The 20,431-nt window shown below is 72.8% G+C and carries 22 protein-coding genes; 13 read left to right on the forward strand and 9 right to left on the reverse strand.

What is annotated here, in order from left to right:
• Nucleotides 1-19: 19 nt before the first annotated feature.
• Nucleotides 20-1,840 carry an ABC-F family ATP-binding cassette domain-containing protein gene (locus IE140_RS17700; RefSeq protein WP_032767220.1) on the reverse strand — a complete coding sequence of 607 codons (1,821 nt, stop codon included), beginning with the start codon at nucleotides 1,838-1,840 and terminating at the stop codon, nucleotides 20-22.
• A 108-nt stretch (nucleotides 1,841-1,948) separates the two neighbouring features.
• On the opposite strand from IE140_RS17700, the gene IE140_RS17705 reads away from it, so the two are divergent.
• The 5 genes from IE140_RS17705 (at nucleotide 1,949) to IE140_RS17725 (ending at nucleotide 5,239) form a co-directional block, all read left to right on the forward strand.
• The gene (locus IE140_RS17705) at nucleotides 1,949-2,362 is read left to right on the forward strand and encodes a hypothetical protein (protein ID WP_229826836.1); all 414 of its coding nucleotides are present in this window, start codon (nucleotides 1,949-1,951) and stop codon (nucleotides 2,360-2,362) included.
• Nucleotides 2,363-2,481: 119 nt separating this feature from the next.
• Nucleotides 2,482-3,570 (forward strand): hypothetical protein, encoded by a 1,089-nt coding sequence (locus IE140_RS17710; RefSeq protein ID WP_229826837.1) that lies wholly within the window; start codon nucleotides 2,482-2,484, stop codon nucleotides 3,568-3,570.
• A complete protein-coding gene (locus IE140_RS17715; protein ID WP_150193119.1) occupies nucleotides 3,567-4,628 on the forward strand; it encodes a hypothetical protein in 1,062 nt (353 codons plus the stop codon). The genes IE140_RS17710 and IE140_RS17715 overlap by 4 nt, the downstream gene beginning before the upstream one ends.
• Nucleotides 4,629-4,730: 102 nt before the next feature.
• Nucleotides 4,731-4,982 (forward strand): type II toxin-antitoxin system Phd/YefM family antitoxin, encoded by a 252-nt coding sequence (locus IE140_RS17720; protein ID WP_109181470.1) that lies wholly within the window; start codon nucleotides 4,731-4,733, stop codon nucleotides 4,980-4,982.
• Complete coding sequence (locus IE140_RS17725) at nucleotides 4,979-5,239, forward strand: Txe/YoeB family addiction module toxin (protein ID WP_150193118.1); 261 nt, start codon at nucleotides 4,979-4,981, stop codon at nucleotides 5,237-5,239. Before IE140_RS17720 ends, IE140_RS17725 begins: the two co-directional genes overlap by 4 nt.
• A 3-nt stretch (nucleotides 5,240-5,242) precedes the next feature.
• On the opposite strand, the gene IE140_RS17730 is transcribed toward IE140_RS17725, so the two are convergent.
• From IE140_RS17730 to IE140_RS17755, 6 genes are all read right to left on the reverse strand, one after another.
• A complete protein-coding gene (locus IE140_RS17730) occupies nucleotides 5,243-6,595 on the reverse strand; it encodes an acyltransferase family protein (protein ID WP_189460531.1) in 1,353 nt (450 codons plus the stop codon).
• Nucleotides 6,596-6,676: 81 nt separating this feature from the next.
• Nucleotides 6,677-7,585, reverse strand: coding sequence for a 4-(cytidine 5'-diphospho)-2-C-methyl-D-erythritol kinase (locus tag IE140_RS17735; RefSeq protein WP_150193428.1), 909 nt, complete (start codon nucleotides 7,583-7,585; stop codon nucleotides 6,677-6,679).
• The gene (gene rsmA / locus IE140_RS17740; protein ID WP_093811756.1) at nucleotides 7,582-8,457 is read right to left on the reverse strand and encodes a 16S rRNA (adenine(1518)-N(6)/adenine(1519)-N(6))-dimethyltransferase RsmA; all 876 of its coding nucleotides are present in this window, start codon (nucleotides 8,455-8,457) and stop codon (nucleotides 7,582-7,584) included. Before rsmA ends, IE140_RS17735 begins: the two co-directional genes overlap by 4 nt.
• Nucleotides 8,454-9,818, reverse strand: a complete 1,365-nt coding sequence (locus IE140_RS17745; protein WP_150193433.1) for a resuscitation-promoting factor — start codon at nucleotides 9,816-9,818, stop codon at nucleotides 8,454-8,456. Before IE140_RS17745 ends, rsmA begins: the two co-directional genes overlap by 4 nt.
• Nucleotides 9,819-9,943: 125 nt before the next feature.
• Nucleotides 9,944-10,810, reverse strand: a complete 867-nt coding sequence (locus IE140_RS17750) for a TatD family hydrolase (protein WP_093811755.1) — start codon at nucleotides 10,808-10,810, stop codon at nucleotides 9,944-9,946.
• Between the two features lie 130 nt (nucleotides 10,811-10,940).
• The gene (locus IE140_RS17755) at nucleotides 10,941-11,312 is read right to left on the reverse strand and encodes a hypothetical protein (RefSeq protein ID WP_032767211.1); all 372 of its coding nucleotides are present in this window, start codon (nucleotides 11,310-11,312) and stop codon (nucleotides 10,941-10,943) included.
• 463 nt (nucleotides 11,313-11,775) lie between these two features.
• On the opposite strand from IE140_RS17755, the gene IE140_RS17760 reads away from it, so the two are divergent.
• From IE140_RS17760 to IE140_RS17780, 5 genes are read left to right on the forward strand one after another with little or no spacing between them, the layout of a single operon-like run.
• The gene (locus IE140_RS17760) at nucleotides 11,776-11,952 is read left to right on the forward strand and encodes a hypothetical protein (protein ID WP_007455151.1); all 177 of its coding nucleotides are present in this window, start codon (nucleotides 11,776-11,778) and stop codon (nucleotides 11,950-11,952) included.
• Nucleotides 11,953-11,962: 10 nt separating this feature from the next.
• A complete protein-coding gene (locus tag IE140_RS17765) occupies nucleotides 11,963-12,670 on the forward strand; it encodes a hypothetical protein (protein ID WP_024263579.1) in 708 nt (235 codons plus the stop codon).
• Entirely contained in the window at nucleotides 12,667-13,734 is a 1,068-nt protein-coding gene (locus IE140_RS17770; RefSeq protein WP_150196763.1) for a DUF6895 family protein, read from the forward strand. The genes IE140_RS17765 and IE140_RS17770 overlap by 4 nt, the downstream gene beginning before the upstream one ends.
• The gene (locus IE140_RS17775) at nucleotides 13,731-14,684 is read left to right on the forward strand and encodes a DUF6895 family protein (protein ID WP_093436204.1); all 954 of its coding nucleotides are present in this window, start codon (nucleotides 13,731-13,733) and stop codon (nucleotides 14,682-14,684) included. Before IE140_RS17770 ends, IE140_RS17775 begins: the two co-directional genes overlap by 4 nt.
• A complete protein-coding gene (locus IE140_RS17780) occupies nucleotides 14,681-15,745 on the forward strand; it encodes a serine hydrolase domain-containing protein (RefSeq protein WP_150196764.1) in 1,065 nt (354 codons plus the stop codon). Before IE140_RS17775 ends, IE140_RS17780 begins: the two co-directional genes overlap by 4 nt.
• Before the next feature lie 56 nt (nucleotides 15,746-15,801).
• Here the strand turns inward: IE140_RS17780 and rsmI are convergent, their stop codons facing one another.
• The gene (gene rsmI, locus IE140_RS17785) at nucleotides 15,802-16,683 is read right to left on the reverse strand and encodes a 16S rRNA (cytidine(1402)-2'-O)-methyltransferase (protein ID WP_208836331.1); all 882 of its coding nucleotides are present in this window, start codon (nucleotides 16,681-16,683) and stop codon (nucleotides 15,802-15,804) included.
• A 53-nt stretch (nucleotides 16,684-16,736) separates the two neighbouring features.
• Here rsmI and IE140_RS17790 point away from each other — a divergent pair, with 53 nt between their 5' ends.
• From IE140_RS17790 to IE140_RS17800, 3 genes are all read left to right on the forward strand, one after another.
• Nucleotides 16,737-18,506, forward strand: a complete 1,770-nt coding sequence (locus IE140_RS17790) for a dolichyl-phosphate-mannose--protein mannosyltransferase (RefSeq protein ID WP_150196766.1) — start codon at nucleotides 16,737-16,739, stop codon at nucleotides 18,504-18,506.
• A gap of 84 nt (nucleotides 18,507-18,590) precedes the next feature.
• Complete coding sequence (locus IE140_RS17795; RefSeq protein WP_150196767.1) at nucleotides 18,591-19,010, forward strand: helix-turn-helix domain-containing protein; 420 nt, start codon at nucleotides 18,591-18,593, stop codon at nucleotides 19,008-19,010.
• Between the two features lie 241 nt (nucleotides 19,011-19,251).
• The gene (locus tag IE140_RS17800) at nucleotides 19,252-19,872 is read left to right on the forward strand and encodes a hypothetical protein (RefSeq protein WP_150196768.1); all 621 of its coding nucleotides are present in this window, start codon (nucleotides 19,252-19,254) and stop codon (nucleotides 19,870-19,872) included.
• A 42-nt stretch (nucleotides 19,873-19,914) separates the two neighbouring features.
• On the opposite strand, the gene IE140_RS17805 is transcribed toward IE140_RS17800, so the two are convergent.
• Nucleotides 19,915-20,400, reverse strand: coding sequence for a DUF3592 domain-containing protein (locus IE140_RS17805; protein WP_150196769.1), 486 nt, complete (start codon nucleotides 20,398-20,400; stop codon nucleotides 19,915-19,917).
• Nucleotides 20,401-20,431 lie beyond the last annotated feature (31 nt).

Raw genomic sequence — 20,431 nt, forward strand, 5'->3', positions numbered from 1 at the left:
ACCGGCCCCACGGGTCCGGTCAGGCGTCCTCGGCCAGTTCCAGCCAGCGCATTTCCAACTCGTCGCGCTCGGTCACGAGTTCGCGGAGCTCGGCGTCGAGCTTGGCGACCTTCTCGAAGTCGGTGGCGTTGTCCGCGATCTGCTTGTGCAGCGTGGTCTCGCGCGTGGAGAGCTTGTCGAGCTGCCGCTCGACCTTCTGCAGCTCCTTCTTCGCGGCGCGGGACGCCTGCGCGGAGACGGCCGGGGCGGCGGCGGGGGCCGAGGAGGAGCGGGGCGCGGCGGCGGCGGACGGGGTCGCCGCCTCCTCCAGCTTCTGCCGGCGCTCCAGGTACTCGTCGATCCCGCGCGGCAGCATGCGCAGGGCGCGGTCGCCGAGGAGGGCCATGACCTTGTCGGTGGTCCGCTCGATGAAGAACCGGTCGTGGGAGATCACGATCATCGATCCGGGCCAGCCGTCGAGGAGGTCCTCCAGCTGGGTGAGGGTCTCGATGTCGAGGTCGTTGGTGGGCTCGTCGAGGAAGAGGACGTTGGGCTCGTCCATCAGCAGCCGCAGGATCTGGAGCCGGCGGCGCTCACCGCCGGAGAGGTCGCCGACGGGCGTCCACTGCTTCTCCTTGGTGAAGCCGAACTGCTCGCAGAGCTGACCGGCGGTCATCTCGCGGCCCTTGCCGAGGTCGACCCGGTCGCGGATCTGCTGGACGGCCTCCAGGACGCGCAGGTTCGGGTTCAGCTCGTGGACCTCCTGGGAGAGGTAGGCGAGCCTGACGGTCTTGCCGACGACGATCTTCCCGGCGGCGGGCTGCTCCTCGCCCTGGGTGCGGGCGGCCTCGGCGAGGGCGCGCAGCAGGGAGGTCTTGCCCGCGCCGTTGACGCCGACGAGGCCGATGCGGTCGCCGGGGCCGAGCTGCCAGGTGAGGTGGGTGAGGAGGGTCTTGGGCCCGGCCTGGACGGTCACGTCCTCCAGGTCGAACACGGTCTTGCCGAGGCGGGCGTTGGCGAACTTCATCAGCTCGCTGGTGTCGCGCGGCGGCGGCACGTCGGCGATGAGCTCGTTGGCGGCCTCGATGCGGTAGCGCGGCTTGGAGGTACGGGCGGGGGCGCCGCGGCGCAGCCAGGCCAGCTCCTTGCGCATGAGGTTCTGCCGCTTGGCCTCTTCGGTGGCGGCGATGCGTTCGCGCTCGGCGCGGGCGAACACGTAGTCGCTGTAGCCGCCCTCGTACTCGTGGACGACGCCGCGCTGGACGTCCCACATGCGGGTGCAGACCTGGTCGAGGAACCACCGGTCGTGGGTGACGCAGACGAGCGCGGAGCGGCGGGCCCGCAGATGTCCGGCCAGCCAGGAGATGCCCTCGACGTCGAGGTGGTTGGTGGGCTCGTCGAGGACGATCAGGTCCTGCTCCTCGATGAGCAGCTTCGCCAGCGCGATCCGGCGGCGCTCACCGCCGGAGAGCGGGGCGATGACGGTGTCGAGGCCGTGCTCGAAACCGGGGAGGGCCAGCCCGCCGAAGAGCCCGGTCAGCACGTCGCGGATCTTGGCGCTGCCCGCCCACTCGTGGTCGGCGAGATCGCCGATGACCTCGTGGCGGATGGTCGCCTTCGGGTCGAGGGAGTCGTGCTGGGTGAGGACGCCGAGGCGCAGCCCGCCGTTGTGGGTGACGCGTCCGGTGTCCGCCTCCTCCAGCTTGGCGAGCATCCGGATGAGGGTGGTCTTGCCGTCGCCGTTGCGGCCCACGACACCGATCCGGTCGCCCTCGGACACCCCGAGGGACACACCGTCGAGCAGGGCACGGGTGCCGTACACCTTGCTGACCTGCTCGACATTGACCAGATTGACGGCCATTTCACTCCTGTCCGGGGGATCGATCGACCTTCCCAGGGTACGGCGCGGCGGAGGGGGACCGGTCGTGCGGCCTCGGCGTCCCGGACGGAGGGTCGAATACCCTCGTCCGTGGCTTATGACTACAGATGGGAAACAGGGGGCGTACGGGTGGTAGTCGTCGCGACGGTGCTGCGGTGGATCTTCCTCGTAACCGGAGTGGGAATCCTGGCCGCTTTCCTCGTCACCGCCGTTCGGGCCCGCCACGCGGGCGCCGGTTTCGGCGAGCTGGTCGACGTCCTGGAGAACCGGTGGTTCGCCACGGACCAGGTGTTCCTCGCCGTGCTGGCGGGTCTCGCCGGGTCATGGGCCGCGGAGTGGGCGGGCGGAGCGCGCGGGGCGGTCGCCGAATCCGTGCCCACCCTTGCCCCGCTGGGCATCGTCGCCGCGTTCGTCGTCTCCCGTGCCGCCGGGCCGTTCCGCGTGAAGCTGCTCTCGCTGGTCGCCGCGCCGCTGCTGCTGGGCGGAGTGATGACGGGCTGGTGAGCCCCGGGGCCCGGCCCGCCCCGTGACGGTCCCGGGCCGTGCGGTAGCGTGCGCCGACTGATCATGGGGCCCGGGGGGGCGGAGTGGCAGCGGCATGGCAACGGTTCATCGGTCATCGGGTGGCGCCGAAAGCGGCCCTCGTCGTGCTCGCCGCGGCGCTGGTGGCCGGCTTCCTCCTCGTACGGTCCGAGCGGCGCGACGCCCACAACGCCGAGGTCCTGGACACCGCGTGCGGGGGTGTCCTGCCTCGCGCGACGGTGCGTGGTCTGCTGCCCGGTGACGAGACCTGGGAGCTGCGCGGCGAGCTGGACCTGACCGGCCCGTCCGGGCACGGGCCGCGCACCCTGCTGCGGTGCTCGGTGGAGTGGGGCGAGTACGGGCGGCTGGAACTCGCGGCGGTGCCGGTGCTGGACGTTCCGCTGTCCGGCGTACGGCCCCGGGACATCCTTGCGGCGAGGACCGCGAAGGAACCGGACTGGGCCACCGCGTACCGCAGCGCCACCACCCAGGTCACCGCCGGCTGCCCGGCCGGTCTGCCCGGCTACCCCCGCCCGGTGACCCGCTTCCGGGTCCATGCCTCGTTGGGCTACGACGAAGGTTCGGAGATCGCCGGGGCGGCGAAGGAGGTGAGGGCCGCGGTGACGGCCGTCGCCAACCACGTGCGGGACCGGGGCGGTTGTGGAGGCCCGGCGGTGAAGCCCTCGGACGTGCGGCCGCCACCGGAGCCCGTCGAGGATCCGGACGAGGAGTCCGGCGAGGCCGTGCCGTCCTGCCGCTGGTTCCGGCCGGAGCTGCTCGACGGCAGGGCCCGGGGGCGCGACGACCGGGAACCCGACGGCGTCAGCGGCGACGACGCGGACGTCTGCTCCCTGAGGGTGCCGCGCGCGAAACCGGCGAACCGGCTGGACCGTTTCGCCGAGGTGGGTTCGGTGAGCTGGCGGGGCCCGCTGCTGCCTGAGGTGCGCACGGCGTACGGTGCCGAGCTGGCCGCCCTGTCCCCGGACCCGGCCCCGGAGAGCGGCGAGAAGTCGTACACGCTGGCCGTCTGGGCCGAGTCCTCGTGTTCGGGCGCCCGGACGCTGAGCCGGGTCACGGTCGGAACGGCCGCGGCCGCGCTCGCGGCCGACCGGGTCGACCGGATCCTGGCCGCGTACCTGGCCGCGTCCGACTGCCGTGCGGTGAAGGTCCTCGGAAAGGTGTGGAAGTGAGCGACGTCCGCTGGTGGCGCAGGCGGTGGGTACGCCGCACGGCGGCCTGGACCGTGACCGCGGCGGTGCTGGCGGGAGGTCTCTTCCGGGTCTCCGGCGGCTACGGCTCCTGGCGCGACGACCGGGCGCTGGATTCGGCCTGCGACGGCGACCTGGCGGCCGGGGCGGTGCGGGAGCTGTTCGACGGCATCTCCCTGACCTCGTCGGGCCGCTGGACCGACCGGGGGCACTGCACGGTCAGCGCGTCCGACGACGACACGGACGCCGGCCTGGTGCTGTGGTCCGGGCGAACGGAACACATGACGAACCTGGAGAACTCCGGCGGATTCGACGCACCCCTGGGGAACGGCTGGACCGGCTCCTTCCGGTTCAACCCGGACAGCGAGGACACGGACGAGGCGGGGGCCGTCCTGGTGCTGAGCTGCGGCAAGGAATCAGGTAACGAGCAGCTGATGACGGCGGAGGCGGACCTCGGGCGGGGCGGTTTCGACGACCCGGTGGCCCGGGAGCGGCTCGTCGCCGTACTGACGGAGACGGCCTCGGCGTACGCCCGGCGGACCGGCTGTGAGGCCTCGGTCGGCGGGCGGGTGAAGGAGGTCGGCGTTTCGACGACCCGCGCGGACTACAAACCCGTCACCGCGGCCACCGGGAGCTGCGCGGGCCTGCTGGACGGAAGGACCGCCGCCCGCTGGGGCGTGCGCACGGTGCGGGAGATCGCCGGGGAACCTGCGCCCGTGGAGAACTGCGTCCTGGGCGGTCTGCGCGGCGCGTTCCTGTACGGGTTCACCGCGTCCTACGGGCCGTCCGCCCGGTACGCCCACATGCGGCTGGACGTGAGGCGGGACAGCCGGCGGCCCGGTACGAGTGCCTACGCGCTGGCCGCCGGATGCCCCGGCGCGGACGGGACCGCCTTGTTCGAGGTGGAGACGCTCCTCGACGAGGACGACCCCGAGCTCGCGGCGCCCATCGTGGACCGCAAGGGACTGCGGGCGGCCCTTCAGCGCTTCGCCGAGCGCTCGGCGAAGAGGCACGGCTGCGAGGCGCCGGGCCCGGCGTAGGGGGGAGCGTGGGCCGTCCGCAGTCCCTTGCCGCCCCCTCCAGGTGAGCTGTACGCTTTCCTGTACGTACAGGATGCTGTACAGAGGATTCTGGAGGCGATCATGCGCACGATGACCTACACGGAGTCCCGCGCGAATTACGCCGAGACCCTGAGCGCGGTCGTGGACGACCGTGAAGAGGTCGTGGTCACGCGGGCCGGCCACGAGCCCGTGGTGATAGTGGCGCTCGACGAGTACGAGTCCCTCAAGGAGACGGCGTACCAGCTCCGGAGTCCGGAGAACGCCCGTCGACTGCTGGCTTCGATCGACCGCCTGGAGAGCGGCGGCGGCACGGTGCAGGAGCTTGCGGAGTGAAGTTCGTGTGGGACCAGTCGTCGTGGGACGACTACGTCTGGTGGCAGCACCAGGATCGCAAGATCCTCAAGAGGATCAACACGCTGCTCCAGGACATCGCCCGGAACGGCAACGAAGGAATGGGCAAGCCGGAGCCTCTGAAGCACGGCTTCCAGGGGTACTGGTCCCGCCGCATCACCGACGAACACCGGCTCATCCACAAAGTGGTCGGCGACGAGGTCCGCATTGCCGCCTGCCGCTACCACTACGGCCACTGACCCCTACCGCACGCCCGCTCCCCGCCCCGCCCGCTCCACCAGCAGCCAGCCGCCCAGCGTCATCGCGACGGCCGCCGGGGCGCTGACCGGGATCGCGATCAGCAGGGCCGTGCGGCCGTCCAGCAGACCGCCGAAGCCGACGATGGACAGGCCGAGCACACCGAGCAGGCAGAACGTCGCGCCGAGGGCCGCGAGCGGGCCGGTTCCGGAGGTTCCCGGGGTTCCGGGGGTGGCCGGGGCAGCCGGGCGTTCGAAAGTGCGGAAGGCGGCGACCAGGGCCGCGGTCAGGGCCGCCGCGAGGGTGAGGCGCAGCGGGACCTGGGCCCACCAGGCGGCCGACGCGGGCTCGGGCAGTGCGACGTCCAGGGCGAGCAGCGCCCCGTACACCACGAACATCGCCGTGAGGTGCCAGAGGAACGCGGTCATCGCCACCCCGTTGGCCGCCACCACCGTGCGCCAGACGCGGGGGCGCTCCAGCAGGCGGGCGGCCGGGGCGCGGAGCAGCTCGACCGCGCCGACGAGCCAGAGGCCGTGGGCCAGCAGGGCGAGGGTGGGCGGGGCCATGTTGCTGACCTTCTCACCGGGCATCCCGACCATCGAGAGCGGGTACGGGCCGAACACCACCAGCGCCGTGGCGGTGACCAGGCCGCCACCGGCGAGCAGGGCGGCGCGGCGCAGATGGATGCGGCCGTCGGCGCGCAGGAAGCCGAGCTGGTGGACCGCCAGCCAGACGAACGCGAAGTTGAGGAACTCGACGTACGGGACCCCGGCGGCGAACCGCAGGACGTCGACCGTGACCGCCGCACCCGCAAGCCCCGCGAACGCCCCCCAGCCGTACCGCTCGTGCAGCTTCAGCAGCGGCGGGGTGAAGGCGACCATCGCCAGGTAGATCCCGATGAACCACAGCGGCTGGGTCACCATGCGCAGCGTCACGCCGGTCAGCCCGCCGCCCCCGCCGAGGAGTTGGACCAGCAGCGCCGCGGCCCCCCAGACGAGGACGAAGACCATGGTGGGGCGCAGCAGCCGCTGGAGGCGGGCCCGCAGGAAGGCGGAGTAGACGGAGTCCGCAGCGGCCCCCGGAGCGGCCTCGGGGCGCTTGCGGAGCAGGGAGCGGTAGGACAGCGCGTGCGAGAAGCCGCCGACGAAGAAGAACACCGGCATGACCTGGAGCAGCCAGGTCAGCGGCTGGAGCGCTGGAACGACGGCGAGCAGGTTGCCCACCCCGTCCGGGGTGACGGCGGCCATCAGCCAGTGACCGAGCACGACCGCACCCAGCGAGGCGACCCGGAGGAGGTCGACGTAACGGTCCCGGGTGGCGGGCGTCGCCCCGGCCAGTTCACGAACACTTGATCCCATGGGGGTACGGTCGCGCGAGCCGGGTGGGGTGCGGCAGCGCGACCGTACTCAGATCCGGGGTGAGTACGCCGGGCGGGAAGCTCAGATCACGTGCGCGCCCGGCGCGGGCGACACCGCCACCCGTGCGTTGCGGCAGGTCCCCGACGTCAGCAGCGCGGCCGCCACCTTCCCGGCCGTCTCCTCGTCCGGGACCAGGAACGCCGTCGTCGGCCCGGAGCCGGAGACCAGCGCCGCCAGGGCCCCGGCCTCCGTGCCCGCCGCCAGCGTGTCCGCGAGGGACGGGCGCAGGGAGAGCGCGGCGGGCTGGAGGTCGTTGCTCAGGGCTTCCGCGAGTGCGCCGGAGTCGCCGGAGCGCAGGGCGGCCAGGAGGGCGGGCGATGCGGTCGGTCCGGGAACCTCCGTCCCCGCCGTGAGCCGGTCGAACTCCCCGTAGACGGCGGGGGTGGAGAGCCCGCCGTCCGCCACCGCGAAGACCCAGTGGAACGTGCCGCCGACCTCGATCGGGGTCAGCTTCTCGCCGCGTCCCGTACCGAGCGCGGCCCCGCCCACCAGGCTGAACGGCACATCGCTGCCCAGTTCGGCGCAGATCGCGAGGAGTTCGTCGCGGCTCGCGCCCGTTCCCCACAGGGCGTCGCAGGCGACCAGGGCGGCCGCCCCGTCGGCGCTGCCGCCCGCCATGCCGCCCGCGACCGGGATGTCCTTGGCGATGTGGAGGTGGACTGCGGGGTCGATGCCGTACCGCTCGGCGAGCGCGAGGGCGGCGCGGGCGGCGAGATTCGTACGGTCCAGAGGCACCTGGCCGGCGTCCGGGCCCGAGCAGGTGATGCGCAGCTCGTCGGCGGGGGCCGCGGTGACCTCGTCGTACAGGCCGACGGCGAGGAAGACGTTGGCCAGGTCGTGGAAGCCGTCGGGGCGGGCGGCGCCCACGGCGAGCTGCACGTTGACCTTGGCGGGGACGCGGACGGTGACGCCCGTACGGACGGCGCTCACAGGGACGACACCTCCGGCTTGTGCTCCGCGATCGCCGCGAACTCCTCCACCGTCAGCGCCTCCCCGCGCGCCTGCGGCGAGATCCCGGCGGCGACGAGCGCGGCCTCGGCGGCGGGTGCGGAACCCGCCCAGCCGGCCAGGGCCGCGCGCAGCGTCTTGCGGCGCTGGGCGAACGCCGCGTCCACGACCGCGAAGACCTCGGCGCGGGACGCCTTGGTGGCGAGCGGCTCGGTGCGGCGGACGAGCGAGACGAGGCCGGAGTCGACGTTCGGGGCGGGCCAGAAGACGTTGCGGCCGATCGCCCCTGCGCGCTTCACGTCCGCGTACCAGTTGGCCTTCACCGACGGCACACCGTAGACCTTGTTGCCCGGGCGGGCGGCGAGGCGGTCGGCGACCTCGGACTGGACCATGACGAGGGTCCGCTCGATGCTGGGGAACCGCTCCAGCATGGTGAGCAGGACGGGCACGGCCACGTTGTACGGGAGGTTCGCGACGAGCGCGGTCGGCGCGGGGCCCGGCAGCTCGGTGACCAGCATCGCGTCGGAGTGGACGAGGGCGAAGCGGTCGGCGCGCTCCGGCATCCGGGCCTGGACCGTGGCGGGCAGCGCGGCCGCCAGCACGTCGTCGATCTCGACGGCGATCACCCGGTCCGCCGCCTCCAGCAGCGCCAGGGTCAGCGAGCCGAGCCCGGGGCCGACCTCGACGACCACGTCGTCCGGGCGGACCTCGGCCGTGCGCACGATACGGCGGACGGTGTTGGCGTCGATGACGAAGTTCTGACCGCGCTGCTTCGTGGGGCGTACGCCCAGCTTCGCGGCCAGGTCGCGGATGTCTGCGGGGCCCAGGAGGGCGTCGGGCTCTGTGCTGCTCACCCGGTAAGCCTACGGCCGCAGTGGGGCCACGGACTCGCCCCCCGCTGCACGTACAGCTTCTTCGCCCGGTACGTCTGCTCGGCGGCGGGCGCGTCCTGGGGGCGTCCGCTGCCGCCGAGGGACTGCCAGGTCTGCGTGTCGAACTGGTACAGCCCGCCGTACGTGCCGCTCGGGTCGACCGCGTCGGCGCGCCCGCCCGATTCGCAGGCGGCGAGCCCGGACCAGTTCAGCCCGTCCGCCCCGGCGACGGAGTCGGGCCGCTGCCGGGTGCCGGTGCGCACGACGCGGCTCTCCGGCAGGTGGACCAGCTCCTCGGCCGTCCGGCGCGGCTTCTGCCGGACGCCGTTGACGGTCCGGACCGTGTACGTGACCCGGCGTACGCCGTTGCGCCCGGCGCGCTCGACGACCTCGGTGCCCCGGAACAGGGCGGGGTCCTCGCTGCGTTCGACGGCGTACGGAACCGCCTCCTCGCGCACCTCGCGGGTGTCGGTGATCCGCATGACGGAGATCGTCTGGCCGTCGCGCGGGAAGCTCGCCGGGGCGACGGAGGTGGTGTCCTGACCGTGCAGGGTGATGCCCGCCTCTGCGAGGGCCTCCTGGACGGTGGCGGCGTTGGTGCGCAGGGTGCGTTCCTGGCCGTCGGCCATGAAGGTGACGGCGCGTTCGGTGCGGACGGTGAGGGTCAGGCCGGTACGGGCGATCCGGGTGGAGCGGGCCGCCGAGAGGTGCGCCCCCTCGGCCCGGATCCCGAACTCGCGCAGCGCCCCGGCCACGGTGTCGGCGGTCGTCCAGACCCGGTGGCGGACGCCGTCCAGGGTGAGGGTGACGGGCCGCCCGTACTGGACGACCACCTCGTCGCCGTGGTCGAGGCCGGCGCCGGGGTCCGGGGAGACGCGGTCGTGCGCGCCGACGGTGACGCCTTCCTGCTCCAGCAGCTCGGTGACGTCGTCGGCGAAGGTGTGCAGGGTCCGGGGCGTGCCGTCGACCTCCAGGCGGACGGCCTTGTCGTGGGCGACGAACGCGGTGGTGCCGCCGGCCAGGAAGGCGACGACCAGGGCCCGGGGGACGAGCCGGCTCAGCTTCAGGTTCTCGGGATCGGCGACGAAGGCGCGGCGGCGCTTGGCGGCCCGGCGGGCCTCGGCGCGGGTGGGACCCTGCCGGGGCACCGCGGACGGCGTGGGCGGGGCGGACGCCGTGGGCGGCGGCGGGCCGATGAGCGGGGCGCCGACGAACGAAGCGTCCACGAGCGGGGCGTCGACCATGGTCGGGGCGTGCGCCCACACCCTGTCCCCGCCCGCCAGCGTCAGCTGCTCGTGGAACGCGTCGAGACGCCCGTCCTGCGAAGTGCTCAAGCCGTTCACGCCGTTCAAGCCGTTCACGCCGCTCCCGAAGATCCGCCCGTCGACACCCCGTCGTGCGCGGGGACGATAGCGGAGCACCCGTGACTCTCCAAAGCGACACAGCTACAGAGAGTGTCCGAGCGCGGTCAGAAGTCGAACGCCCGCGCCGTGTTGTCGTAGATCGCGGCGGCCAGCACGTCCTCCTCCAGGCCCTTCACCTCGGCCATCGCGCGGAGCGTGACGGGGATGAGGTAGGGCGCGTTGGGCCGTCCGCGGTACGGGGCCGGGGTGAGGAAAGGGGCGTCCGTCTCGACGAGGACCAGCTCCACCGGGGCGACGGCGAGGGCGTCCCGCAGCGGCTGGGCGTTCTTGAAGGTCACGTTGCCCGCGAAGGACATGAAGTACCCGGCCCGCGCGCAGATCCGGGCCATCTCGGCGTCGCCGGAGTAGCAGTGGAACACCGTCCGCTCGGGCGCGCCCGCGTCCGCCAGTACCCGCAGGACGTCCGCGTGCGCGTCGCGGTCGTGGATGACCAGTGCCTTGCCGTGCCGCTTGGCGATCTCGATGTGGGCCCGGAAGGACTCCTCCTGGGCGGCGATGCCCTCGGGGCCCGTACGGAAGAAGTCGAGGCCCGTCTCGCCGACCCCGCGCACGTGGTCGAGGGCGGCCAGCGCGTCGATCTCCGCGAGCGCCTCGTCCAGCGCCGCCTTGCCGCCGGGCTCCCTCGCCCCCTGCCGCGCGGTGCCGTCCGGATCGCCGTGGACGATGCGCGGGGCCTCGTTGGGGTGCAGGGCGACCGAGGCGTGGACGGCGGGGTGGGCGGCCGCCGTCTCGGCGGCCCAGCGGGAGCCCGCCACGTCGCAGCCCACCTGGACGACGGTGGTCACGTTCACCGCGGCGGCCCGGGCGAGGGCCTCCTCGACGGTGGCGTCCTGCATGTCCAGGTGGGTGTGGGAGTCGGCGACCGGAACCCGCAGGGGCTCGGGCAGCGGCGGGGCTTCGGTACGGCTCATGCCGACGATCGTACGAGGACCCCGCCCCCGTACGACGTCGGCATGAGGCCCCACGACGTCGGCATGAGGCTTCCAGGACCGTACGGCGTCGGCACGAACCCCTACAGCGTCGGCACGAAACCCGAAGGCGTCACCTGCGGTGGAACGGGTGCAGCAGGTCGGACAGCCGCCAGTGGCGGTCCGGGGTGGCGGCGGTCGACACCGTACGGTCCTTCGCGCCGGTCTCAGCGGCCTGCGGCGTCTGCTGCTTCCGCAGCAGCTCCTGGACGCCCGCGACCCTCCCCGCCCGCATGATGCGCACCACATGTCCGCCGCAGTTGGCGCAGCTGGGCGTGGAGAGCGGCGACGGCACCCGCTCGCCGTCCGCCGTGTACACGACGAACGCATGGCCGTGCACGTCGACGTGGTGCTCTATCTCGTAGGACTGCTCCCAGCCGTACCCGCACTTCATGCAGGCGAAGGCGTACGCCTCATGAACAGTGGTCGCTGCGATCTCGCTCATGCCTGCTCCTCTTGTCCGCCGGACACGCGCTCCGGGGACGGCCGGCCCGCACGAAAGGTTCGAACGGGTGGCCCGTCCCTTCCAGTGGACACCCGCACCCGGATGGACGCACCAGCTCAGGGGCATTGTTGATGCGTTCTTGGCCTCCTTTGGCCGCCCTTTGCCGACGCATGGCCCGGGAGAGGAGCGAGGCAGGACAGCGCGTGACCGCCAGGGCACCGAGCGCCCCCGAGCGCGCCGCGCGCCGGTCGCGAACGCGCCCGCGCACCACCCCCGCCCGCCCTCGCCCCTTTCCTTGAATTACCAGGGATTTCGCTCCGCCCACACCCCATCCGCACCCCATGAATTCACCATTCAATTGAATCCATGATTTCCCCGGATGCCGCCCCCGATTTGCGACGCCCTCATTCCTCCTTTTCACTCATTACGTCCACCCCATTTCCCACAGGACGGGGAACAACCCATGTTCACCACGGACACCACTGCCACCGACATCGAGCTCGACCTGGACGCCGCTCTCAACCCCGGCGAGGTCGAAGGTCTGTACCGCGACTCCCGTGAGTGCGCCTACCTGGCGCTCCTCGCAGGCGGCGGAGCCCTGCTGCTCTCGCCCCCGACCCCGCGCCCGAAGAAGGGCTAGTCGTCGGCACATGGACCAGAAACATGCTTCGTCGCCCCTGGCGGGTGCCGTGCATGACCTGGCAACAGAGGTGGTCCTCGCTCTTCGGAGCGGGGACCACCTCGCCACGGTGTGCGGCGCTGCGGGAATCGACGAGGAGAATCGGACCGGAATCGCGGCGGTACGGGTCATCGGTGCCGACCTGTTGCTGCCGAGTGTTCTGTACGGACGCCATCCGCATCCGGGTGACGTCGCCGTACTCGACCGGGCGGTACGGGAATTCCCGCCCAAGCCCGACGCTCCGGCCGCCACGGCCTGGAGCCACTGGCACATGATCTCCACGCTCCAGCGGATGGCACCGCCCGCACCGGGAGCCGCCGCCCCCGGCGCCTACGCGGAGCCGGACGCCGCCTGGCTGGAGGAGGCCCCCTGGCAGGCGTTCACCCACCAGCTCTCGGTCCTCGCGCCGCTCGCCGTCCCGGCCGCCCCCTCGGCCGTGCAGCGGGCCGCGGCGAACCGGGCCGTCGACCTGTCGCGCGGCTTCGTCCGCGCGGTGCGGCGGCGCGACTGGCTCCAGGCGGCGGGCGCGGGCCGCTGGCTCGCGGCGGTCGGCGGCGAACCGGCCACCCTGGGCCTGGAGCGCGGCCTGGACTTCGTCGAGCAGATGGGCGGGCACGACCCCCGGGTGACCCTCCACGTGCGGGCCGCCCGGCTGATGGCCGAGGCGAGGGCCCGGTGACGACGACCGCGACCCAGGACCCGCGGGAGACACCGGGTGCGGGCCGCCCGGCCCGCGAGCACGCCTCCTCCGGGACCGCCGGTGCCTCCGGCGCCCCCGGGGCCGCGCTCGCCGTCCTCCCCGGAGTCCTGGCCTCCGCCCTCGCCTGGACCGACGCGCACCGCACCCGCTTCGCACTCCCCGACGACGTCCTGGAACCCCACACCCAGGTCAACGCCACGCTCAAGCCGCTGGGCGAGCTGGCCCAGCTCGGCTCGACGATCCGCGGCACGACCGCCCCCGGCGCCCCGGAGCACGAGCTGGCCGGGGACCTCGTCGCGTACGCCTGGGAGCAGCTGCACGAGGGCGCACTGCTCCTGGAGCTGCTGCGCGCCGAGCCGTTCGCCGCGTACCCGTACGAGATCTACGCAGCCTTCGCCGGATACGGGCTGCGCCACGAGGGCTTCGAGGCGCTGGCCCGCCCCCTCACCGCGACCCGCGCCTGGGCCCACACCGAGCAGCACGCCAACCGCCAGCTGGGACTGGTCAACTCCGAGCGCCGGGTGGGCGTGGTGACCCACACGGACGCGGGCGGGGTGCTGTCCCGGACCTGGCTGGGCGGACTGTCCGAGCCCTGGATGTTCGAGGGCCCCTCGGGCTACGCGCTGACCCACACCGTCTTCCACCTCACGGACTGGGGCCGGATGCCCGACCGGGTGCCGGGGAAGATCGACGGCTATCTGCGGACCTGGCTGCCCGCGTGGGCGGACGGCTGTCTGGAGAGCGGCCAGTGGGACCTGACCGGCGAACTGCTGGCGGTGGCCGCGTCGCTGCCGGGCCCGGCTCCCGCAGAGCTGCTGGACGCGGTCTGGCCGGTGCTCGCCGACGTACAGCATCCGACCGGCTGCGTCCCGGAGACCGGCGTGCCGGTGCAGGACCCCGCGCCGGACCCGTACCCCTTCATCGACTGCTACCACTCCACGCTGGTCACGGCCTTCGCGGCGGCCCTGTCCCTGAGGTCGCTGCGGCAGACGGACGCGCGGACGGACGAGACGACTCCAGGCCGGGAAAGGCACACCCCATGAGCAGCGGCACGACCGCCGGCACCGCCACCGGTATCCAGCAGATCCACGACGTCGGGGCGAAGGCCCTGGGCTGGCTGTACGAACACCGCGAGGGCTTCCGGCTGGAGGCGGACCCGTCCCCGGAGGCGGGAATGCTCGACCGGTTCAAGCCGCTGGGCGAGCTCGCGCTGATCGGGAAGGTCATCTTCCGCGAGGGGGTGGCCGGCTCGCAGCAGTCCTCCCTCGCCCACAAGCTGCTGGACCACGCCTGGCACGAGCTGCTGGATTCGGGGGCGCGGCTGCTGGAGGGCCAGCGGCGCGAACCGCTCTCGCCGGTACCGCTGGAGGTCTACGTACCGTTCCGGGAGCTGGGCTACCGGCAGCCGGACCTGGAGTCCGCGATCCGGCTCAACCACCGCCTGGCCAGCTGGGCGGCGCTGGAGGTGCTGCCGGTGCGGCGGCTCGGCCTCAGCGCCATCGAGCGCCGGTTCGGGGTGGAGCCGAGCGTTCCGGAGACGGCGGCGCTGGCCCACACCTGGCTGGCGCGGCGGCCGGAACCGTGGACGGTCGAGGGCCATATCGGCTACGACATCACGCACACGGTGTTCCACCTCACCGACTGGGGCGAGAAACCGGCCGGGCTGCCCGCCGACATCGCGGAGTACCTGGCCCTCTGGCTGCCGGTCTGGCTGGACGACTGGCTGGACCTGAAGCGCTGGGACCTGCTGGGCGAGCTGCTGGTCGTGGACGCGTGCCTGCCGGAGCCGACGCTGGACCCGGCGGCCTGGGCCGGGTTCGCGCAGGCGCAGGAGCCGGACGGGGCGATGCCGGTGGTCGGCGGGATGCCGGAGGGCGACGAGGAGTCGGTGTTCGACCTGGTCTACCACCCGACGCTGGTCGCCGCGTTCGCCTCGGCGCTGGCGATGTCCCGCGCGCTGTCCGACCTGTCCGCTTCCCCGGCCCCGGCATGACCGAGGTGACGGCGGCCCCGGCGACCGCCCCCGTCTCCCCGGCGGCCACCGCCCGCGTCCTGGCGGAGGCCGCGCGGGCCGTCGACGCGCCCGACCTGGTGCTCGCGGTCAGCCGGAACGGGGTGCGCACCGTCCACACCGGCGGGAGCGCCGAGCCCGGCCCGGTCCCCCGCGAGCTGATGGCGTACGAGCTGGGCTCGGCGTCGAAGCCGTACGCGGGGCTGCTGCTGGCCCGGCTGGTGGCGCAGGGCCGGGTGCGGTACGAGGACCGGGCGGCGGACCTGCTGGCCCCGGGCTTCCCGGTGCACCCGGCGGTACGCCGGATCACCCTGCGCCATCTGCTCACCCACACCTCGGGGCTGCCGGGCCTGCCCGCCGACTTCTACCCGCAGGCGGTGCCCCGCTGGTCGACCGACCCGTACGGCGGCTACCCGGCCGACCGGGTGGTCCGGGCCTTCCTGCGGGCCCGCCCGCGCCACCGGCCCGGAACCCGCTGGCGCTACTCGAACTTCGCCGTCTCGGTCCTCGGCCACACCCTGGCGGCGGCCACGGGGACCCCGTGGGAGGTCCTGCTCCACCAGCAGGTGCTGGCCCCGCTGGGCCTGGACGCGACCCGGGTGCGCCCCGGACCCGACGGCACGGACGCGGTGGGGCACCGCCGCGACGGCACGCCGGTGCCCGCGCTGGACACCGGGGGCTTCACGGCGGCGGGCGCGGTCCGGGCGACCCCGCTGGACCTGCTGACGTTCCTGGAGGCGCATACAGGGGGCGCTGCGGACTCCCCGACGGACTCCTCACTGGCCGCCGCGCTCACCGAGGTGACCCGCCCGGTACTGCGACGCGGCCGGCGGCACGCGCACACCCATACGCTCACGTGGTTCCACCACCCGTCCCCGTACGGCCCGGTGCTCTTCCACGCGGGGGCGACGCTCGGTCAGCAGGCGTTCCTGGGCTTCCGCCCGGGGACGGGGCTCGCGGTGGCGGCGACGGCGACGCGGCGGGTGCACCGGGCGGACACGTTCGTGGCGACGGCGTACGGCTTGCTGACGGAAACGCCGTAGGTAACAGGCGTACGGCGTACTGACGAAACGCCGTAGGCAGTAGGCAGTACGGGGTACTACTGCTTGGGCGGTGCCTTCTCTGCGTTCTTGGCGGCGACGACCGCGTCGAACACCTCCCGCTTCGGCAGCCCGGCATCGGCGGCGACGGCGGCGATGGCCTCCTTGCGCCGCTCCCCCGCCTCCTCCCGCACCCGCACGCGCCGCACGAGTTCGTCGGCGTCGAGGTCCCCGGGACCGGCGTCCGCCGCCCCCTCCACCACGACGGTGATCTCGCCGCGCACGCCGTCGGCGGCCCACACGGCCAGCTCGCCCAGGGGCCCGCGCTTGACCTCCTCGTACGTCTTGGTCAGCTCGCGGCAGACGGCGGCGCGGCGCTCTGCGCCGAAGACCTCGGCCATGGCGGCGAGGGTGTCGTCGAGCCGGTGGGGGGCCTCGAAGAAGACCATGGTGCGGCGCTCGTCGGCGTTCTCGCGGAGCCGGGAGAGCCGCTCCCCGGCCTTGCGCGGCAGGAACCCTTCGAAACAGAACCGGTCGACGGGCAGCCCGGAGAGGGCGAGGGCGGTCAGCACGGCACTGGGCCCCGGCACGGCGGTGACACGGATGTCCTTCTCCACAGCGGCGGCGACGAGCCGGTATCCCGGGTCGGAGACGGACGGCATCCCCGCATCCGTAACAAGAAGCACACGGGCGCCACCGCTCAGCGCCTCGACGAGCTCGGGCGTCCGGGCGGACTCGTTCCCCTCGAAGTACGAGACGACACGCCCCGAGGTGTGGATGCCGAGCGCCTGGGTGAGCCGGCGCAGCCGCCTGGTGTCCTCGGCGGCGACGACGTCGGCCCGCTCCAGTTCGGCGGCGAGGCGGGGCGGGGCGTCCCCCACATCGCCGATGGGGGTCCCTGCGAGCACGAGCGTTCCAGTCGTTCCAGTCACATCAGCCATCCTCGCAGCACGGGCAGCACCCTTCGCACAGATGCGTTCCCTACGATGGCGCGGTGACGAGTACCGCACCCGAGACCCAGCGGGGCCACGACGCCGGGGACCCGCTCGGCGAACAGCCGACCTCCTGGCAACGGCGGCTGCGCCGCTTCGGCCATGTCCCCCGCCCGGAGACCTCCCTCCGCGACCGGCTGGACCCGCCGTACACCCGGCCCGGACGGCAGATGTGGTCGGTGCTCGCGATCCCGCCGCACGTGGCGGACCGCCTGGTGCGCTGGTCGGCCTGGGGCGGCCCGCTGCTCGTGACGCTCGTCGCGGGCCTGCTGCGCTTCTGGAAGCTGGACCAGCCGCACGCGGTGATATTCGACGAGACGTACTACGCGAAGGACGCGTGGGCGCTGGTCAACCAGGGGTACGAGGGATCCTGGCCCAAGGACGTCGACAAACAGATCCTGAACGACCCCTCCTCCGTCCCCGTCCCCACCGACCCGGGCTATGTGGTGCACCCGCCGGTCGGCAAGTGGATCATCGGCCTCGGTGAGCAGCTGTTCGGCTTCACGCCGTTCGGCTGGCGGTTCATGGTGGCGGTGCTGGGCACGATCTCCGTCCTCCTGCTCTGCCGGATCGGCCGGCGCCTGTTCCGCTCGACGTTCCTGGGCTGTCTGGCGGGCCTGCTGCTCGCGGTGGACGGCCTGCACTTCGTGATGAGCCGGACCGCGCTGCTGGACCTGATCGTCATGTTCTTCGTGCTGGCGGCGTTCGGCTGCCTGGTGGTGGACCGGGACCACGCCCGCCGCGGACTGGCGGCCGCGCTGCCGGTGGACGAGGAGGGCGTACTGCGCCCGAACGCCCAAGTGGCGGAGACGCTGCGCCTCGGCCGGCGGCCGTGGCGTCTCGCGGCGGGCGTGATGCTGGGCCTGGCGTTCGCGACGAAGTGGAACGGCCTGTACGTGCTGGCGGCGTTCGGCCTGATGACGGTGTTGTGGGACGTAGGCGCGAGGCGGACAGCAGGCGCGGTGCACCCCTACCAGGCGGTGCTGCGCCGCGACCTGATCCCCGCGTTCGTCTCGACGGTGCCGGTGGCGATCGTCACGTACGTCGTGTCGTGGACCGGCTGGATCGTCACGGACAAGGGCTACTACCGCAACTGGGCGGCCACCGAGGGCAAGGACTCCTCCTGGAGCTGGCTGTTCCCGGACTGGCTGCGCAGCCTGTGGCACTACGAGAACCAGGTGTACGACTTCCATGTCGGCCTCACCTCGGGCCACACGTACGAGTCCAACCCCTGGAGCTGGCTGGTTCTGGGCCGCCCGGTCTCGTACTACTACGAGGAGCAGACGGGCTGCACGGAGTCGGCGACCGGCAAGTGCGCCGCCGAGGTCCTGGCCATCGGCACCCCGCTCCTGTGGTGGCTGGCGTGTTTCGCCCTCGCGTACGTGGTGTGGCGCTGGTTCTTCCGCCGCGACTGGCGGGCCGGCGCGATCGCCTGCGGCGTGGTGGCGGGCTGGTTGCCCTGGTTCTTCTACCAGGAGCGGACGATCTTCCTCTTCTACGCGGTGGTGTTCGTCCCGTTCCTCTGCCTGGCGGTCACGATGATGCTGGGCGCGATCGCGGGCCCGGCGGCAGGCACGGGCGCCCGCGCCGAACTGGGCCTCACCGCCCAGGACCCCACCGGCGAACGCCGCCGCACGCTGGGGGCGATCGCGGTGGGCGTCCTGGTGCTCCTGATCATCTGGAACTTCATCTACTTCTGGCCGCTGTACACCGGGACGTCGATCCCGGAGGACCTGTGGCGGGACCGGATGTGGCTGGATACATGGGTGTGAGCAGGTGAGCCGCCTTTGGGCACAAGCAGGAGCGTAACTTATTTGCTACGCTACCTGTCGACGGTGCGAGAGAGGAGAGCCACCATGACGGCCGAGCACAGCGCGTTCTGGGACGACCTCGCCGAGGACCTGCAGGACCCGGAGTTCCTCCGCCACTACGTGGTGGAATCCATCCGCATCGCCACCATCGACCGCATCGTGAACCAGCTGGATGAAGCCCGCGGCGCGGCGGACCTCTCGAAAGCCGCGCTGGCGCGTGCGATCAGCGCGGAACCTGCTGTCGTACGAAGGCTCTTCTCGGCGAAGCACGTCAATCCGACGCTCGGCACACTGGCCGAGGTCGCAGCTGCGCTGGGCATGCGCATCACCCTGGAACCGCTGCCGCCGGCCGAGCAGAAGTCGGTCACCGAACCGTTGCTGGACGGGCGCGCGGCGGATACTCAAGCGCTCGCACACCACCTCAGCGAGCTACGAAGCGGCACGTCCCAGTCGGCCGCGGCCTGAGCGCTTCATCGCGTCGAGCGAGGGTTGCGTTCTCACAGGCGACGTCTTCGACGGCCGCACTGGGCGCCGACGGCGGTCGCGTGGGTCTGGCGTCACAGGGTGGATCCTTGCCCAACAGCCTTCACCTTGGCGGCGCTTTCGGCTATTCCACCCCCTTAAGTGGCCACGCAGAGGGGTGGGTTCGTCCCGCTCCTCCGGGAACACTCCCGAGCTGCCCGTCGATACGCCTAACGTCTGCTCCATGGACGGACAGTGGGCAGTGGTCGTCGGTGCCGCTCTGGGTGCCAGCGGTGCGGTCGTCGGGGCGTTCACCACGTGGGTGAGTGCCCGGCTCCAGACCCGGGTGCAGCTGAGAGTGGCTGAACTCCAGCACACGGCGGCGCAGACCGCCGAGACGATCGGGCGTAAACGCGCGGCCTATTCGGATCTCGTCCTGGCGGTCGACACCGTGCGCCGCCAGATGCGGAAAGTCCGCCGGCACCTGCAGGAGGCCTCGGACGACGACTCCGCGCTCCGCGCTGAACAGGCAGCTGTGCACGAGCGGATACGGGAGGCGCAGGCGGCCGAGTGGGTCCTGCGGCTCATGCTGTCCGACGAGGAACAGCTGGCCGTCACCGGGGTGTTCAACGCGATGTACGTCTGCCATGAGGCTCTCATGGCAGACGTCGACACGTGGCTCGCGACCGCTCGGCCGGGCGAACGCCGCGAGCCCTCGGACGCACCCCGCTTCGGCGGGACGACAGCCGCTCTGCAGGCCCGGATGATGAGTTTCGCGAGCAGCGCCCACGACCGGCTGTACAGCCACAGCCTGCCCGGCACCGCACGGCCTGCGACCCAGGTCGAGCCCCGGCCGGAGGGGTGAGCGCAGCCGGGCACCCGCACCTGTCCGGCTCGGTCGCCGTGGTCACACCGGAACTCCCGGCCCGGCCGCCGTCTTTCGCCGCTGCCGCACCAGGAAGACCGCCGCCACGGCCGACAGCATCAGGAAGAGCAGGGCGGTCCCGCCCGAGATCCAGGCGAGCAGGGCCGCGCCGCCGCCCCCGACGTCCGCCTCGCGGGCGACCACCTGCGGGTCGTCCGCCTGGTAGCGGACGGTCAGGGCGGCGCCCACGGACTGCTTGCCGCCGCCGCTGCCCGTCGGCAGATCGGCCACCACGGTCCGGCCGTCGGCCTCGAACTCGACGCGGCAGTGGCCGATCATGCACGACCCGCTCGTGTGCAGCGTGGCGTCGGCCCGCTCGCCGTTCCGCAGGGAGCGCAGGTGCTCGGCCGCCGGGAACATCACCAGCACCGACAGCATCCCCAGCAGCAGCGCGAGCGTCAGCGACATCACCAGGGATCCACGGGGGCCCAGTCCGCTCTGCCCGCTCCCCGATGCGCTCTCGTTCACTTTGCCGTCCACCTGTCCCGTCCTCCCCGTC

The sequence above is a fragment of the Streptomyces parvus genome (assembly GCF_014648875.1).
Taxonomy (GTDB): domain Bacteria; phylum Actinomycetota; class Actinomycetes; order Streptomycetales; family Streptomycetaceae; genus Streptomyces; species Streptomyces parvus.

Excerpts from the sequence above, each read along its gene's own strand:
- IE140_RS17700 (WP_032767220.1), bottom strand. The coding sequence starts at position 1,840 with ATGGCCGTCAATCTGGTCAATGTCGAGCAGGTCAGCAAGGTGTACGGC.
- IE140_RS17720 (WP_109181470.1), top strand. The coding sequence starts at position 4,731 with ATGCGCACGATGACCTACACGGAGTCCCGCGCGAATTACGCCGAGACC.
- IE140_RS17730 (WP_189460531.1), bottom strand. The coding sequence starts at position 6,595 with ATGGGATCAAGTGTTCGTGAACTGGCCGGGGCGACGCCCGCCACCCGG.
- IE140_RS17750 (WP_093811755.1), bottom strand. The coding sequence starts at position 10,810 with ATGAGCCGTACCGAAGCCCCGCCGCTGCCCGAGCCCCTGCGGGTTCCG.
- IE140_RS17755 (WP_032767211.1), bottom strand. The coding sequence starts at position 11,312 with ATGAGCGAGATCGCAGCGACCACTGTTCATGAGGCGTACGCCTTCGCC.
- IE140_RS17760 (WP_007455151.1), top strand. The coding sequence starts at position 11,776 with ATGTTCACCACGGACACCACTGCCACCGACATCGAGCTCGACCTGGAC.
- IE140_RS17765 (WP_024263579.1), top strand. The coding sequence starts at position 11,963 with ATGGACCAGAAACATGCTTCGTCGCCCCTGGCGGGTGCCGTGCATGAC.
- IE140_RS17775 (WP_093436204.1), top strand. The coding sequence starts at position 13,731 with ATGAGCAGCGGCACGACCGCCGGCACCGCCACCGGTATCCAGCAGATC.
- IE140_RS17780 (WP_150196764.1), top strand. The coding sequence starts at position 14,681 with ATGACCGAGGTGACGGCGGCCCCGGCGACCGCCCCCGTCTCCCCGGCG.
- rsmI (WP_208836331.1), bottom strand. The coding sequence starts at position 16,683 with ATGGCTGATGTGACTGGAACGACTGGAACGCTCGTGCTCGCAGGGACC.
- IE140_RS17795 (WP_150196767.1), top strand. The coding sequence starts at position 18,591 with ATGACGGCCGAGCACAGCGCGTTCTGGGACGACCTCGCCGAGGACCTG.
- IE140_RS17800 (WP_150196768.1), top strand. The coding sequence starts at position 19,252 with ATGGACGGACAGTGGGCAGTGGTCGTCGGTGCCGCTCTGGGTGCCAGC.